The organism is Acinetobacter pengchengensis (genome assembly GCF_982235305.1).
Window position 1 is genome coordinate 877,622 of the sequence record NZ_CEVATJ010000001.1, and the last position, 15,066, is coordinate 892,687.

Annotated in this window: 14 protein-coding genes and 1 pseudogene; 10 read left to right on the forward strand and 5 right to left on the reverse strand. The window is 39.1% G+C overall.

The annotated features are described in order from the left end of the window. Positions 1-9: 9 nt before the first annotated feature. From AC0T5Z_RS04270 to rubA, 3 genes are all read right to left on the reverse strand, one after another. Positions 10-948 carry an alpha/beta fold hydrolase gene (locus AC0T5Z_RS04270; protein WP_291333495.1) on the reverse strand — a complete coding sequence of 313 codons (939 nt, stop codon included), beginning with the start codon at positions 946-948 and terminating at the stop codon, positions 10-12. Positions 949-1,004: 56 nt separating this feature from the next. After that, entirely contained in the window at positions 1,005-2,183 is a 1,179-nt protein-coding gene (locus AC0T5Z_RS04275; RefSeq protein WP_291333497.1) for an FAD-dependent oxidoreductase, read from the reverse strand. Between the two features lie 72 nt (positions 2,184-2,255). Beyond that, positions 2,256-2,420: a rubredoxin RubA gene (gene rubA, locus AC0T5Z_RS04280; RefSeq protein WP_019837454.1), complete on the reverse strand. Its 165-nt coding sequence runs from the start codon at positions 2,418-2,420 to the stop codon at positions 2,256-2,258. A 513-nt stretch (positions 2,421-2,933) separates the two neighbouring features. Here rubA and AC0T5Z_RS04285 point away from each other — a divergent pair. The 3 genes and pseudogenes from AC0T5Z_RS04285 to AC0T5Z_RS04295 all read left to right on the forward strand — a co-directional run bounded on the left by AC0T5Z_RS04285 (position 2,934) and on the right by AC0T5Z_RS04295 (position 5,859). Continuing rightward, complete coding sequence (locus tag AC0T5Z_RS04285; protein ID WP_160127165.1) at positions 2,934-4,139, forward strand: IS256 family transposase; 1,206 nt, start codon at positions 2,934-2,936, stop codon at positions 4,137-4,139. 35 nt (positions 4,140-4,174) lie between these two features. Beyond that, positions 4,175-5,143: pseudogene (locus AC0T5Z_RS04290) on the forward strand (IS701-like element ISAba11 family transposase); the annotation flags it as partial. 173 nt (positions 5,144-5,316) lie between these two features. After that, on the forward strand, positions 5,317-5,859 hold the full coding sequence (locus AC0T5Z_RS04295) for an adenine phosphoribosyltransferase (RefSeq protein ID WP_291335501.1): 543 nt from the start codon (positions 5,317-5,319) through the stop codon (positions 5,857-5,859). 109 nt (positions 5,860-5,968) lie between these two features. Here AC0T5Z_RS04295 and AC0T5Z_RS04300 read toward each other — a convergent pair whose 3' ends face one another. Then, positions 5,969-6,475, reverse strand: coding sequence for a YqiA/YcfP family alpha/beta fold hydrolase (locus AC0T5Z_RS04300; RefSeq protein WP_291335522.1), 507 nt, complete (start codon positions 6,473-6,475; stop codon positions 5,969-5,971). A 305-nt stretch (positions 6,476-6,780) separates the two neighbouring features. Here AC0T5Z_RS04300 and lysS point away from each other — a divergent pair, with 305 nt between their 5' ends. From lysS to cysN, 3 genes are all read left to right on the forward strand, one after another. Further along, complete coding sequence (gene lysS / locus AC0T5Z_RS04305; protein ID WP_291335499.1) at positions 6,781-8,307, forward strand: lysine--tRNA ligase; 1,527 nt, start codon at positions 6,781-6,783, stop codon at positions 8,305-8,307. A gap of 958 nt (positions 8,308-9,265) precedes the next feature. After that, complete coding sequence (gene cysD, locus AC0T5Z_RS04310; RefSeq protein WP_026438161.1) at positions 9,266-10,174, forward strand: sulfate adenylyltransferase subunit CysD; 909 nt, start codon at positions 9,266-9,268, stop codon at positions 10,172-10,174. Positions 10,175-10,316: 142 nt separating this feature from the next. Beyond that, complete coding sequence (gene cysN, locus AC0T5Z_RS04315) at positions 10,317-11,933, forward strand: sulfate adenylyltransferase subunit CysN (RefSeq protein ID WP_291335497.1); 1,617 nt, start codon at positions 10,317-10,319, stop codon at positions 11,931-11,933. Positions 11,934-12,121: 188 nt separating this feature from the next. Here the strand turns inward: cysN and AC0T5Z_RS04320 are convergent, their stop codons facing one another. Further along, on the reverse strand, positions 12,122-12,595 hold the full coding sequence (locus AC0T5Z_RS04320) for a GNAT family N-acetyltransferase (protein ID WP_291335495.1): 474 nt from the start codon (positions 12,593-12,595) through the stop codon (positions 12,122-12,124). A gap of 281 nt (positions 12,596-12,876) precedes the next feature. On the opposite strand from AC0T5Z_RS04320, the gene AC0T5Z_RS04325 reads away from it, so the two are divergent. The 4 genes from AC0T5Z_RS04325 to AC0T5Z_RS04340 all read left to right on the forward strand — a co-directional run bounded on the left by AC0T5Z_RS04325 (position 12,877) and on the right by AC0T5Z_RS04340 (position 15,040). Then, on the forward strand, positions 12,877-13,344 hold the full coding sequence (locus AC0T5Z_RS04325; protein ID WP_291335493.1) for a hypothetical protein: 468 nt from the start codon (positions 12,877-12,879) through the stop codon (positions 13,342-13,344). A gap of 170 nt (positions 13,345-13,514) precedes the next feature. Next, the gene (pnuC, locus tag AC0T5Z_RS04330; protein WP_291335492.1) at positions 13,515-14,096 is read left to right on the forward strand and encodes a nicotinamide riboside transporter PnuC; all 582 of its coding nucleotides are present in this window, start codon (positions 13,515-13,517) and stop codon (positions 14,094-14,096) included. Beyond that, positions 14,093-14,377, forward strand: coding sequence for a hypothetical protein (locus tag AC0T5Z_RS04335; protein ID WP_291335490.1), 285 nt, complete (start codon positions 14,093-14,095; stop codon positions 14,375-14,377). The genes pnuC and AC0T5Z_RS04335 overlap by 4 nt, the downstream gene beginning before the upstream one ends. A 165-nt stretch (positions 14,378-14,542) precedes the next feature. Continuing rightward, positions 14,543-15,040, forward strand: a complete 498-nt coding sequence (locus tag AC0T5Z_RS04340; RefSeq protein ID WP_435336746.1) for a DUF2505 family protein — start codon at positions 14,543-14,545, stop codon at positions 15,038-15,040. The last annotated feature ends 26 nt before the right edge of the window (positions 15,041-15,066 follow it).

Consider the following 15,066-nt stretch of genomic DNA (forward strand, 5'->3'; position numbering starts at 1 on the left):
TCCTAATGATTATGATTTAAAGTGGTGAGCAAACAGTTCACTAAGATGAGGAATAAAGTGTGGAGGCATATCATGCCCCATTCCTTTAATTAATTCAAACTTAGCGCCCGGAATCGCTTTCGCAACAGCCTTACCATGCCCTGGTGGGAGCAAACGATCTTGCGAACCATGTACCACGAGGGTAGGTTGCTGAATTTGTTTGTCCAGTTGTAGCAACGAGCCTGTACATAATATTGCTAAAAACTGTTGAAGTACACCCGCAGGATAATAACTTCGCTGATATAATTTGCGTGCAGTTTGTATCGCGTCGAGCTGATTCACATAGCCTGGTGAGCCTATCACCCTAAAGAGTTTTAAACTATGTTCAACGATGCTATTTTCATCTTGCGATTTCGGTCTTTCTAGCAAGCTGAACAGTTGTTTTGGAAATGGTGGTGGTAAAAATGGCTGGTTATTACTGGTAAATAATAAACCTAAATTATTCACGCGGTCTGCATATTTGGCTGCTAAAATTTGTGCAATCATACCGCCCATAGAAGCACCAATCACTTCGGCTTTTTCAATGCCTAAGCGTTCTAATAGCAATGCAGCATCATCTGCCATATCAAACAAGTTATAAGGGGCACCGTGGTTTTGCAGACCTAAGCTAAAACGCCCCATCATTTTATAAGTGTTTAGACGTGGGCCTTTGTGGCGGATTTTAGATGACAAGCCAATATCGCGGTTGTCATAGCGAATGACTCGATAACCCTGATCAATCAGTGATTTACAAAAGAAATCGGGCCAGTACAACATTTGTGCGCCTAAACCCATAATCAGCAAAATAGGTGGATCTTCAGTTTTTCCACCCACTTCGACATGCAGTTGAATTCCGTTGCCTAAATCGACTTTGGTTTCGTGCATAAATGCCGTATAGGGTGATGTGTGGAACTGAAGTGCACTATTCATGTTGTGATCCTCATGTAAGACAAGAGCGAAATTAATCGCTCTTTATTCTTTTTATTTTATTCCGATACAGGCAATAAGTCTGGCACTAATTTGGTCAAACTCAAGCGTTGTTTGGCCGCCGTTGTACCTAATAGGACAAAGCCACGTAAGGTATCGGTTTGGTCATAGGCTCTAGCAATCATGCCATCGTCAAATTCTTCGGTATGCCAATTGACATCTACCCCTAGTGGTGCAGGTAAAACAGTCAGTGGTGCAGCAGGTGTTTTAACTGCAACAGGCATGGCAGGGTAGTGTACCTGAGTGGTTTCACCATTTAAGGTTTTGGCTAAGGCACGTGCTTGCTGCATGATTGGCATCACATACGGCAATAAAATACCATTCACTTCCGCACAGTCACCCACTGCATAAATATCAGCTTGGCTGGTTTCGAGTTGCGCATTGGTTAAAACACCACGACTGATTTCGATGCCTGCTGTTTTAGCCAAAGCAATGTTCGGCTGTAAACCAATCGCAGACAGTACCACATCGGCAATTAAAGACTGACCGCTGGTAATGGTCACTAAATAGTCGTCATTTTTAATTTTTGAAACTTTTTCAACGGTTGTGCCCAATACAAAATGAATGCCCGTTTCTTCTAGATTTTGTTTAAAAGCACTGGCTACATAATCTGGCAATAAACGACCTAGCGGTTGTGGTGCAAGGTCAATCACCGTGACTTGGTGTCCTGTTTGCTGCAAGTCATTGGCAAATTCACAACCAATCAAACCTGCACCTAAAATTACCACACGTTTATCTTGACGTTTTTCAAGCTGTTGGCGAAATGCAGTGTAATCACTTAAATTATTCACCACATGAATATCATCACTGCCATCGCCCGCAATCGCTAAACGCACAGGATTCGCACCCACTGCCAAAACTAATTTAGAATAAGGTTGTTGGCTGCTCACTCCCTCTTTTTCTAATTCAAGTACATGCGCCTCTGCATCAATCGCTTTCACCCAAGTGTGGGTTTCAATACGCATATTGAGTTGGCTTGCCATTTTAGCCGCATCGCCCAATGTAATTTGAGCAGGGGTTTTATTGCCCGCCAATGCGTTAGATAAAGTTGGTTTGGCATAACTGGCAGCATCATCTGCACAAATCATGACTAACGCTTGTTCTGCATTTAGCTTACGAAACTCGCGTGCAACAGTATAACCTGCCATGCCTGAACCAATAATAACGATAGGATGCATAAGGTGTGCTCCAAATGAGGGCATAGAAATTGGCGTTAAAAAAAGACCATCGGACATGGTCTTTTCATGGTCTTACATTTCAATCATTTCAAAATCAGCTTTTGAAACGCCGCAGTCTGGGCAAGTCCAATCATCAGGAATATCTTCCCATAATGTACCTGCCACAATACCATCTTGAGGCCAGCCTTCTGCTTCGTCATAAATCCATCCACAAACGATGCATTGATACTTTTTCATTCAATTCTCCATAAACCGATCTATAAATTTCCAGATCAGCAAAAAACTTATCTACGACGAGTTGTATGATATATCTATTTGATTAAGTTTTTACGCAGTTATAAGGCTAAAGTAAAGTAAATAAGCGATTTTAATCTGTGTTTTTATATAGTGAATAGATGCATGGGACAAAACTATACAGAAAAGATCTCTTTTGATAAAGATACTGCACTGTAATGAGAGAATGACAACAGGAAAAATAACGTTTGTATGCGTATAAACGCTATTTAAGACCTTGGTCGTAGAGTAAAAATCTTATATTTTTGCTATTTTATTAATGAACAAATATATATAGGACTTACGCATTGACGGATTCAAAAAAGTATTAAAATACCTTATAAAGTATCTGTGATCAGACGAATTAAAAATGCTTCTACAGCAACTTGTACTCTACCCATTTATATGGGCTTTCTCAGGTAGTGTTCAAAAAACTGTGTCATTTCCTTAAACTGTTAAAAACAGGAATGATGCATTATGGCAACTACATTTGATTTTGAAACAGCCTTAAAACAACTCCAGTCAGGACAAGCACTGACTGGAGAAAATGGCATACTCACCCCTTTAATTAAACAACTGACCGAAGCTGCTCTTGAAGCAGAAATCGAGAATTACATTGAAGCGAATCCGAAACAAGGTAATCGCCGCAATGGCTATACTCGCAAGACAGTAAAATCTACATCAGGTTCATTTGAGCTTGAAACCCCTAGAGATCGAAATGGTGAATTTGAGCCACAGTTAGTTAAAAAGAACCAGACCAAATTATCAGAAGAAATTGACAATAAAATCATATCACTCTATGCACTTGGTATGAGCTATCGTGATATTCAAAAGCATGTTGCTGATATGTATGGATTGGAGATTTCAGATGGTGCTATCACCAATATTACAGATAAGCTCCTCCCTCAGTTACAAGCATGGAAACAACGCCCACTCGATACAATTTATCCCTTTGTTTGGTTAGATGCCATACATTACAAAGTGAAGGATAAAGGTGTTTATGTGAGCAAAGCGATCTATACCATTTTAGCTTTAAATGTTGAAGGTAAGAAGGAACTACTCGGCTTGTATTTATCGGAAAGCGAAGGGGCGAACCATTGGCTTAGTGTACTGACAGACCTACAAAATCGTGGTGTTCAGGATATTCTGATTGCCTGTGTAGATGGACTAAAAGGTTTCCCCGAAGCCATAGCAGCGATTTACCCTCAAACAGAAATACAACTGTGTATCGTTCATCAAATTCGTAATTCTTTACGCTATGTTGCCAGTAAAGATCAGAAGGCATTTATGGCTGATTTAAAGCCAATTTACCGTGCTGATACCAAAGGGGCGGCAGAAGTAGCACTGGATGAGCTAGAAGAAAAATGGGGCGAAAAATATGGTGTGGTCATTCAGTCATGGCGTACCAAATGGCATCTACTATCCGCCTATTTCAAATACCCTAAAGCGATTAGGAAGCCGATTTACACCACCAATGCCGTTGAAGCCGTACATCGTCAATTCCGCAAACTAACCAAAACCAAAGGAGCTTTCCCCAATGAGGATAGTCTGATGAAATTACTGTATATTGGTATTCAACAGGCATCAGAAAAATGGACAATGCCTATTCAGGAATGGGGACAAACGATTACTCAATTATCCATTTACTTTGAAGGTCGATTAGATGATATAATTAAAATCTAGTCAAATTTACTGACACAGAATTTTGAACGCCCTCCTTTCTCATGACAGAACCGAACTCTATTAGCTGCACACAACTTGCCGAGACTTATAATATCTCGCATGATAGTGTAAATCGCTTTCTAGAGCGTGAAGACTACACACCTCACGACCTATATCAAGAAGCAATTCAACATATTGATAATAATAAACTTATAGTCAGTATTGATGATACTGTTTTAGATAAACCATATAGTCAACATATGGACTTAGTTAGCTATTTTTGGTCAGGCAAACACCACCGATCCGTCAAGGGTATTAATCTCATTACCTTGTATGCGACAGATCAAAATGGTCAAAATATTCCAATTAATTTCCGAATTTATGACAAATCTGAAAGTAAAACCAAGAATGATTACTTTATGGATATGTTAAGTGAAGTACTCAGTTGGGGTGCAAAGATTCAATTTATTACAGGTGATAGTTGGTATTCATCGACTGGAAATCTAAAAACCATAAGAAAATATGGTATTCGATTTATGTTTGGTATCGACTGTAACCGTAAGGTTTCCCCAGAAAAAGGACAATGGTTTCAACTGCGTTTATTGCCAGATTTCCATCAGGGTCAAGTGGTCTGGCTCAAAGATTTTGGCTTTGTACAATTATTTAAGACTCAGTTAAAAGAACAGCAGAGGTTTTATATTGTGCATCAAGATGAAGATGATTTATTGTCCTTTGATGGTTTTCATGAATTACATTCAAGTCATTGGAAAATAGAACAATATCACCGAGTGATTAAACAGGTTTGTCATATTGAAAAGTTTCAAGTAAGACGATCTAAACTGATTTTGAATCATATTTTTTCAGCCTTGATGGCCTACGTTGAGATACAAAAGAACCAGTTTGAGCGGATCTTTGAAAATGTATATCGTTGGCAGAAGAAATTATTTAGACCAATCATCAAAGACTTCATTGATGACTTTATTCTCGATAAAAATCATCTGCTATCACAGAGAATCTATAAATAATAGTGCGTAAGTCCTAATATATTAATTTTTTAAATATATTTAAGTTTATAAAAATCAAAACCTTAAAACATTGTAGCGCGTAATTGAAGGTGGTCTTGCCGATTCGATCACTAGCCTTGTGTGAAAATAAACAGTAAAATTCCACCATTCTTTAGTCACATTTTTGATCTCCCATGAGCAATTTGTCTACTTTTTTGTGGTCGCATATTCGTACAGTTTCTCATTTCCCAAAACCTGGCGTGGACTTTTATGATTTAACGCCTTTGTTTATGAATAATTTGGATTCATTAACAGATGCTTTAATTGCCAGCATTCCTGCAGAAAAATTAGCTGAAGTTGAAAGCTTTATTGCTGTAGAAGCACGTGGTTTTGTATTGGCGAGCCTTTTGGCGCAGCGTACAGGCAAAGGTTTGGTACTTGTGCGTAAAGCAGGTAAATTACCACCACCAGTTGTGGGTGTAGGTTATAGCTTAGAATACGGTTTAGACCGCTTAGAAATGGCTGCCGATGTGCAAGCGCAAAAAGTCATTATTGTAGATGATGTATTGGCGACTGGCGGCACTTTAAAAGCAGTCAAACAATTGGCTGAAAAATGTGATCACCAAGTTTTGGGTGCTAGCATTTTCCTAGACTTGCCAGATTTACACAAAAATTTAGGTTTAGATATTTGGTCGGTATTGGATAATAAGTCTAAACCAGAACAAGCAGTGGCTTAATCCTTTTAGCTGTTGGAACTGCTGTAAAAAAGCCGGCTCACAATACTTGTGAGCCGGCTTTTTTAATGGCTGATGTTTAATTGATTATTTTACATGGATCGCTTTGGCTTTATTTAGCAAGATAAGCTTGTTCGATTTGTTGAATACAAGAATTAATATTTTCTGGATGTAATAAGCGATGATGCCCAGACTCAAAAGTAGAAGTCTGCATATAGTTTTCTAAAAATGCTTGTGCGGCATGCATATCCAAAATTTCATCGCCCAATTCTAAATAAGCCAATTGTGGAATATCGTGCTGCAAGTCGTCATCTGAAATTGCAGGATAATCACTGCGAAATGTGGGCGCTAAACTTGGATTTGCCACCACGCACGGAATATGATGTGACAAAGACATTTTGAGTGCCCAATAGCCACCTAGACTATGTCCCACCAAAATTTCAGGCTTAATTTTTTGGATGATATTGTGATAAAAATCGGCAACGGTTTGATAATTTAAGTTGCGATAATCGATATTGATACAAAATTTTTGTTTTGCATCTATGGCATGGAATTTAGTCGACTCCCGTGAGGAATCTAATCCATGTAAAAACAAGACTTTTAAAGCACATGTATTCATTGCCAGATTCACATAGTCGATTATTTTCATAGAACAGATTTCATAGTACAGATCGTGATTTTTAACTCGGTTTGGCTGAAACTAAAAATAGCGACCAAAAACGATCTTTTTCATCTATTTTCTGATCAATATTGTAGTGCGCTCGGGCAAAGAAAGAAGTTAGCTTTTGGTCTAAGTCAACAAAAAACTATAAAAGCAAGGGGCAATTAAAAAAATATATAGACCGAGTCAGAGAAGGCATACGAAATCGTGTCTAAATCTGCTATTCTATTGAACTTCTTTTTTAGTAATTATTCGAGGCAGAGATGACGCAACATAACGCTCAATCGACTTCTGAACCCATTATTTCCGAAAACGATTTAATTGCGCAGCGTCATGCCAAGTTAAAGCAAATTCAAGAACAAGCGCAGGCGAAGGGTACTAGTCCTTGGCCAAATACATTCAAGCGTGAGCATTATGCAGAAGACTTACAGGCACAATTTGCAGAAATTTCTAAAGAAGAAATTGAAGCAGGTGAAAAAGTCTATGTGTCTGTAGCGGGTCGTGTGATGCTGAACCGTGGTTCATTCATCGTGATTCAGGACATGACTGGACGTATTCAGTTGTATGTGGCACGTAAAGAACTTAGTGCGGAAACATTAGAGACGATTAAGAGCCTCGACTTGGGCGATATTATTGCAGTCAAAGGCTATATTGGTCGTTCAGGTAAAGGTGATTTATACGTTCATATTGAACATTTGGAATTATTGACCAAATCTTTACGTCCATTACCAGACAAATATCATGGTTTAAGCGATACCGAAGCAAAATACCGTAAGCGTTATTTAGACTTGATCGTGAATGAAGATACACGCAAGACTTTTGAAATTCGTGCCAAAGTGGTTTCGGGTATTCGTGCATTCTTAACCGAACAGCGTTTTATGGAAGTTGAAACGCCAATGATGCATGTGATTCCAGGCGGTGCATCTGCGCGTCCATTTGAAACGCATCATAATGCTTTAGATATGCCGTTATTCTTGCGTATTGCACCTGAATTATATTTAAAGCGTTTAGTGGTTGGTGGTTTTGAACGTGTGTTTGAAATTAACCGTAACTTCCGTAATGAAGGAGTGTCTACACGTCATAACCCTGAATTTACCATGATTGAGTTCTACCAAGCTTATGCCGACTATAAAGATTTAATGGCATTGACTGAGCAAATGCTAGAAAAACTGGCTTTGGATATTTTAGGTACTACTGATGTGCCGTATGGCGATGAAGTGTATAGCTTCAAAGGACCGTTCAAGAAAATTTCTATGTTTGATGCCATTCTTGAGCATAATCCACAATTCACCCCAGAAAATGTCAATGACCGTGATTTCTTGGCTAAATTTGTGCAGGAAGAATTGAAAGAGCAGGTGAAGCCAGGTTTTGGTTTAGGCAAACTACAAACGATTGTGTTTGAAGAAACCGTAGAAACTCAATTGCGTCAGCCGACGTTTATTACAGAATATCCTGCAGAAACGTCGCCTTTGGCACGCCGCAATGACGATAATCCACACATTACTGACCGTTTTGAGTTCTTTATTGGTGGTCGTGAGCTGGCAAACGGCTTCTCGGAGTTAAATGATCCAATTGACCAGGCAGAACGTTTCCAGGCACAGGTGGCTGAGAAAGATGCTGGCGATGATGAAGCAATGCATTACGATGCAGACTTTATTGAAGCCTTGGAATATGGCTTACCGCCAACAGCTGGTGAAGGCATCGGGATTGATCGTTTGGTCATGTTGTTTGCCAACGCTGCGAGTATCCGTGATGTGATTTTATTCCCTCACATGCGTCATAAAAACTAAGTTTTTGTGCATTGTTGACTACATAAAAATAACTTGCAGAAAGCAGGTTATTTTTTATTAAAACTTAAGAATTAAACACTTGCCACTAATTTTTTGATCATAGGTCGATGCTTTGACTCGCAAGCCATCAATCATGCTGCATTTGTAAATTCGGCCAAGCCACTTGTGCACCCCTTGGGTTGGTTTAAATAGCCATGTTTAAGAAATCTAATTTTTCTTGTGCGAATAATTGTGTTTCAATCGACTGATGCAATTCTGTCGTGGTTGTATTTAAGGGAAATCTACCAAATAAAAACCTTAGGATAATTATAAAACGTATTCATTCAATTAAAGGCTTTTTCTTCGGCTTTTAGATGACCCGCGCCAATTTCATAGCTGTGGTCTTGATTGCTATGTTTTACGCCCATTAAAAGAGTTATTGATCACGACGACCTAAGCTAAATTGTAGCCCAATTTGATCTGCACTGAGTTCATGCTGCACAAAAATTTCAGCATTGAAGCATCATCGTTTAAAGGTTCTTGCAGGACGAGTAGTTCAGGACTGTGCTTATACAAAAAACCAGCCAGCTGCGCCTACTCAAGTTTGGATTTGGTCTGTTCAATCTGTGACATGGGAGCATCTTAAAAAAATATTTTTTACTTTAAGTATTTTTTGTTCTGCGCGAAGCGCTAAATTAGATGAATAATCTATTAAGCTATTCACAAAGGAGCAGCTTTTAAGCGTGATTTGTATGTATTAAATTCAGCGAGAAAGACGTTAAACTTTAATGGATGACAGAATAAACTATTGATTAAATAAAACTTATACTACTTATTGGTTTTCTTTTATATGAACTTTTTACATATAAATATAATAAAACAAGCAATAGTCTGCATAACTAAGTCACTATAATGAAATTCAAATTCTATCTGTGTCATTCGTACACAAGTTTAAGTATATCCGGTGTGATCAATGTCAATAAATCAGGAAAGACTTACTCATCTTAAGCAGCTTGAAGCTGAGAGTATTCATATTATTCGTGAAGTTGCAGCCGAATTTGAAAATCCAGTCATGCTGTATTCGATTGGTAAAGATTCAGCGGTAATGTTGCATTTGGCTTTAAAAGCATTCTATCCAGCGAAACTGCCATTTCCACTGCTGCATGTGGATACGGGCTGGAAATTCAAAGACATGATCACTTTCCGTGACAACATGGCAAAACAACACGGTTTTGACTTGATTGTTCATCAGAATAAAGAAGGGGTTGAAGCAGGTATTAACCCGTTCGACCACGGTAGTTCTAAATATACCGACATCATGAAAACCCAAGGTTTAAAACAGGCTTTAGACAAATACGGTTTTGATGCGGCATTTGGTGGCGCGCGCCGTGATGAAGAAAAATCACGTGCCAAAGAGCGTGTTTATTCTTTCCGTGATGCAAAACATCGTTGGGATCCGAAAAATCAGCGTCCTGAGTTGTGGAATTTGTATAACGGCAAGGTCAATAAAGGCGAAAGCATTCGCGTGTTTCCATTGTCTAACTGGACCGAATTGGATATTTGGCAATACATTTACCTCGAAAGTATTCCATTAGTACCGTTGTATTTGGCTGCAGAACGTCCTGTGGTTGAGCGTAGCGGCACTTTAATTATGGTCGATGACGAACGTATGAGATTGCTAGAAGGTGAAGTTCCACAAATGAAATCTGTACGTTTCCGGACTTTAGGGTGTTATCCGCTTACGGGTGCAGTCGAGTCTGAAGCGAATACCTTGCCTGAAATTATTCAGGAAATGCTATTGGCAACCAGTTCAGAGCGTCAGGGTCGTATGATTGACCACGACGAAGCTGGCTCAATGGAAAAGAAAAAGCAAGAAGGTTACTTCTAATCTCTCCCGAAGAATTTCCTTAAACCCTTTTTATAAAGAGGGATTTATAAAAAGCGGAGCAAAGTCTCCCTTTTATAAAGGGAGATTTAGAGAGATTAAAGATTAAAAACCGATTTCTAAAGAATATGTGGAGCTTTGAGCAATGTCTCATCAATCGAATTTAATTAGCCAAGATATTTTGGCGTATTTAAAACAGCACGAAAACAAAGATCTACTGCGCTTTTTAACTTGCGGAAACGTAGATGATGGTAAATCGACATTAATTGGTCGTTTGTTGTATGACTCAAAGTTGATTTATGAAGATCAATTACAAGCCGTGACTCGCGACTCGAAAAAAGTCGGCACTACAGGTGATGCACCTGACTTGGCTTTATTGGTTGATGGTTTGCAAGCTGAGCGTGAGCAGGGTATTACCATTGATGTGGCTTATCGTTATTTCTCTACTGAAAAGCGTAAGTTCATCATCGCGGATACGCCAGGGCATGAGCAATATACACGTAACATGGCCACAGGTGCATCGACCTGTGACTTGGCGATTATTTTGATTGATGCACGTTATGGCGTTCAAACTCAAACCCGTCGTCATACCTTTATTGCGAGTTTGCTTGGGATCAAGAACATCATTGTTGCGATCAACAAGATGGACTTGGTGGAATTCTCTGAAACACGTTTCAATGAAATCCAGGCTGAATATGCGGCATTCGTTGCACAATTGGGTGACCGTAAACCAAGCAATATCATCTTTACGCCTATTTCTGCATTGAATGGCGATAACGTGGTGAACAAGTCGGCAAATACGCCGTGGTACACTGGTGAAACGTTGATGGGTACGCTTGAATCGGTAGAAATTAACCGTAGTTCAGCGAAGCAGGATTTCCGTTTCCCTGTGCAATACGTCAACCGTCCAAACCTCGACTTCCGTGGTTTCTGCGGCACAATTGCTTTGGGCGATATTCATGTGGGCGACCGCATTGTGGCCTTGCCATCTGGAAAAAGTTCGACAGTAAAAGAGATTGTGACTTTTGATGGCAATCTTGAACATGCAATTGCAGGTCAAGCGGTTACCTTAACCTTAAACGATGAAATTGATATTTCACGTGGTAATGTGTTGGTGCGTGAAGATCAGGCGCGTCCCGAAATATCACGTGCAGTAAATGCCACTGTGGTGTGGATGGCTGATCAGCCACTATCTATTGGCAAGTTATATAACTTAAAAATGGGTACGCAAACCGTTCCGGCAAAAGTCACAGCCATTCATTACCGTACCAACGTCAACACATTGGAAAAAGTTCAGGTGGATAAACTTGAGCTAAATGCAATTGCCAATGCCACCATCGAATTTGATGCACCAGTAGTCTTTGACCGTTATCAAGACAGCCGTTTCACCGGTTCGTTTATCTTCATCGATCGTTTGAATAACGTGACGATTGGTGCGGGTATGGTGGAAGAATCAGTTGAATGGTCTGCACATGATGAGCCTGTCACTGCAGAAGCACGTGCAGCACGTTTGGGTCAAAAACCAGCAGCAGTATGTATACCAAGCCAAGCACTTGAACAGGCGCAAGCGCTTGAAAGTTTGCTGATCCAGCAGGGTATTGTAGCGATTGCTAAAGCAGGTTTAGATGCTACACAGGTTGCATTACTCCGCGAAACAGGCATTGTGGTGATTAGTGATGTAAGCAGTGGAGTAGATGCAGAGTTGACTGCGATCAGTGCTGAAGAACTGGCAGAACAAATTATTACCCTCGTTCGTTTATAAAACTAGATTTGTTTGTAAAATAGAATCAACAGACCATAAAAAACCGCTTTCAGTTGAAAGCGGTTTTTTATGCGCGTTCGCTCTATTGGAAAGTTTGTTTTATAGCTAAATTCTAAAAACACTAGCACATGGAAACATCTGTTAAACCTCATTTCCTATGGTTTTAGGTGTGATAATAAATTAAGTATTCAGCTATAAGTCTGCTCTAAAGGGGCGCTATTGAGAAGTTTGAGCATGGGTGTGAAGTGGCCATAACTAATTGTTTGCGGTTGTATTTTAAACCCATTTTTTTCATAAAAATTTAAAGCAGTCTGTGTGCTAAAAATACTCATGTGCGATACATTTTTGCATTGTAAATCGCTTATTGCTTCAAAAAATAAGGCTTGACCAATACCACGTTGTTGTAATTCGGGCGCAACGGCATGTTGTAAAATTTGCCCGCGATCACTGATCATAATAAAGCCGACCACCACATGTTGTAACACATAGACCCAACAATTGTTGTAATGCAGCAGCATTAAAATATTTTCATAGCTTTTATTTTCTAGCCATGCCTGAATTTTGGCTTCATTGCGTTGATGATCTTGAATACAAGAGCGAATACTGGCATGTAATACCGCAACCAAATTGGCGACATCTTGAATTTGTGCAGCTCTAATCATCTAGGCTTATGCTGATAGATAAAAACAAGGCTCTATTGGAAGCGAAAAGCATTTAAAGAAATAGCAGAAAATTGTTATGTTTTGCTGCGTTATACTGTTGCACAAGACCTATTTTTAAGATGATCGGTATCATTGTGTAATTGAAAACTGCACTTTTTAAGCGATGCACGGATGAATCATCCGTTAAAGCCCGAGCGTTGAAGTGTAGAGTGGTGAATAGACGCTAAGTCCTGAAATGGTTATACTTTATTGAAACGCCTGAAATAAGAGCGAAAACCAAGATGGCAAAACTATTGTTATGGATTTTGTTGTTGATTGCTGTTTATGCGGTCTGGAAAGTCTGGTTCAAAATAAAAATAAATCGTACTTTTCAGCAAAGCTGTCAAGATATTGCTAATATTGTCCAAGACCCGATTACCCATAAAGCACCGCGTCCTGTAGAAGAAGTGGTGGAAGAAGTTGCAGAATACGAACAGCAATTATTTGATGATATCGCAGAAATATTTTTGAGCTTAAAAGTATCAAGTCGTGACCCTGAAGATGCCGAAACCATTCAACAAGAAGTGCTGAATAAAATGCCTGCCAAAGCGCATACGCAAATTCGCTATTTAGACTTGGGAGAATGGTCGATTTACTGGTGTTTTTACGAGCAATCACTCGAATATTATGTCGGTAAATATGGTATTTTTATTAGCCATGTAGACCGTTTTGGGCAAGAGCATAAATACAATAATTCAGAGCAATTTTAAGCAGATTAATTTTTATACCTGATTTTCTGTTTATGGTTATACAGGGTTTTCTTGTAAGTTGAATTGCAGCAGCATCTTCTGGTCAGTAACGCGTTTAGTTAAATATTGAGTTTTGCGCTATATTCCAGAAAACAGGTATTATGCCTGTTTCTTTTACATAGGCAGCAACAATGTCAGTTTTAGAAATCATTGCTGTGTTGATTAGTGTTTTAGGTGTGACGCTAACCATCAAACGCCATATTGCTTGTTGGGTGGTGAATTTTATTGCCTGTTTGTTGTATGCCTACTTGTTCTTTGAATATCAATTGTATGGCGAGACGGTATTACAAACACTATTTATGGGCATGGCTGTTTATGGTTTTTTTCAGTGGAAAACAGCACAGCAACAAAAACAACATATCGTCATTCAAAGCTTGCCACTCTCTAAAATGTGGCTGCAAATTGCACTAAGTAGCATACTGGGTTTATTGTTTGGGCTGAGTTTAAAGTGGTGGACGCAAGCTGCACTGCCTTTATTGGATGCTCAACTGGCCGCCATGAGTCTATTAGCAACCTATTGGACCAGTCGTAAATACTTGGCAACATGGGTGTTATGGATTGTGGTTGATCTGGTATATATCGGTATGTTTATTTACAAAGAGTTGCTGTTAACGGCTGTGTTATATGCAGGCTTTGTGGTTCTGGCTTATTTGGGGTGGCGTGAATGGCATAAAATCCGACAACAACATACAGTACATGCTGCGCAGCGATGAGTAATTTAATTGATTTTAAACAGGTGCTGCTTAAACAATTTGATTTATTGGCATTGGATATTTTGGCGTATCCTGAGTGCTATTTACAGTTTGATTCGATTGCAGATTTTTACCAAGTCCAGTGGTTAGATGATTTTCCCAAAGGGACGACATGGTGTGCCACGGGACTTGATGATGGCGCAGAGCATTTTTATGCCAAAATTGAATTTTGTGGGCATTATTTAATTATTTATAGTCACGAAACCTATGCCGCAGAATTTGGCATCATTCACACAGAATAGACAAAATAAAGTCAATGACAGCAGAAGGAAAAAACGCTTTAATAGCCTGAAAATAAAGTTGTATGTAGGATATAAAACAACTTATACCTGTTGAGCATCAGCTAAATTATATTGCACGATGATGCTAAACCTACTCCATCAATAAACAAAATAAAAGGAACTCAAATGGCTCATCAATTTACTGTAAACGCGACGATTCATGGCGTTTCAATTGACGAATTTAAGCGTTTAGTGGCAGATGTTGCTTTGCATGAAGCAGTTTGCAAGCGTATTCCTGGTGAAAATTTGGAAATTTTAGAATCTAAAAAAAATGGTGATATTTACACTTTACGCCGTGCCTATAATTTGGATGTTAATATTCCCGATATGGCTAAAAAATTATTAAAAGATGCATTTCGTTTAAAACGAAATGATGTGACCCATTTAACTACCCTAACTTCAACCGTGGAGCTTGGTGCAAACTTGCCTTTAGAGGCCAAAGGTGAGCGTAGCGTGACGGGCGATCATGAAAAAATTGATATTCAATTAAACTGGACAATTAAGGTTAAAGTGCCATTGATTGGCGGTATGTTGGAAAAACATGCAGAAGGGGAGATTCGTCGTTTCAGTGAGTTGGAAATTGGCATTGTGGAAGACGAGCTTAAGAAAAATTTAGCGGCTTAATTCTTCATTTCTACTAGAAAAGATTG

Bases quoted from the DNA above. Each gene is read 5' to 3' on its own strand.
- AC0T5Z_RS04340 (WP_435336746.1), top strand. From the start codon at position 14,543: ATGGCTCATCAATTTACTGTAAACGCGACGATTCATGGCGTTTCAATT.
- pnuC (WP_291335492.1), top strand. From the start codon at position 13,515: ATGTCAGTTTTAGAAATCATTGCTGTGTTGATTAGTGTTTTAGGTGTG.
- AC0T5Z_RS04300 (WP_291335522.1), bottom strand. From the start codon at position 6,475: ATGAATACATGTGCTTTAAAAGTCTTGTTTTTACATGGATTAGATTCC.
- lysS (WP_291335499.1), top strand. From the start codon at position 6,781: ATGACGCAACATAACGCTCAATCGACTTCTGAACCCATTATTTCCGAA.
- AC0T5Z_RS04275 (WP_291333497.1), bottom strand. From the start codon at position 2,183: ATGCATCCTATCGTTATTATTGGTTCAGGCATGGCAGGTTATACTGTT.
- AC0T5Z_RS04325 (WP_291335493.1), top strand. From the start codon at position 12,877: ATGGCAAAACTATTGTTATGGATTTTGTTGTTGATTGCTGTTTATGCG.
- AC0T5Z_RS04320 (WP_291335495.1), bottom strand. From the start codon at position 12,595: ATGATTAGAGCTGCACAAATTCAAGATGTCGCCAATTTGGTTGCGGTA.
- rubA (WP_019837454.1), bottom strand. From the start codon at position 2,420: ATGAAAAAGTATCAATGCATCGTTTGTGGATGGATTTATGACGAAGCA.
- AC0T5Z_RS04270 (WP_291333495.1), bottom strand. From the start codon at position 948: ATGAATAGTGCACTTCAGTTCCACACATCACCCTATACGGCATTTATG.
- cysN (WP_291335497.1), top strand. From the start codon at position 10,317: ATGTCTCATCAATCGAATTTAATTAGCCAAGATATTTTGGCGTATTTA.
- AC0T5Z_RS04295 (WP_291335501.1), top strand. From the start codon at position 5,317: ATGAGCAATTTGTCTACTTTTTTGTGGTCGCATATTCGTACAGTTTCT.
- AC0T5Z_RS04335 (WP_291335490.1), top strand. From the start codon at position 14,093: ATGAGTAATTTAATTGATTTTAAACAGGTGCTGCTTAAACAATTTGAT.
- AC0T5Z_RS04285 (WP_160127165.1), top strand. From the start codon at position 2,934: ATGGCAACTACATTTGATTTTGAAACAGCCTTAAAACAACTCCAGTCA.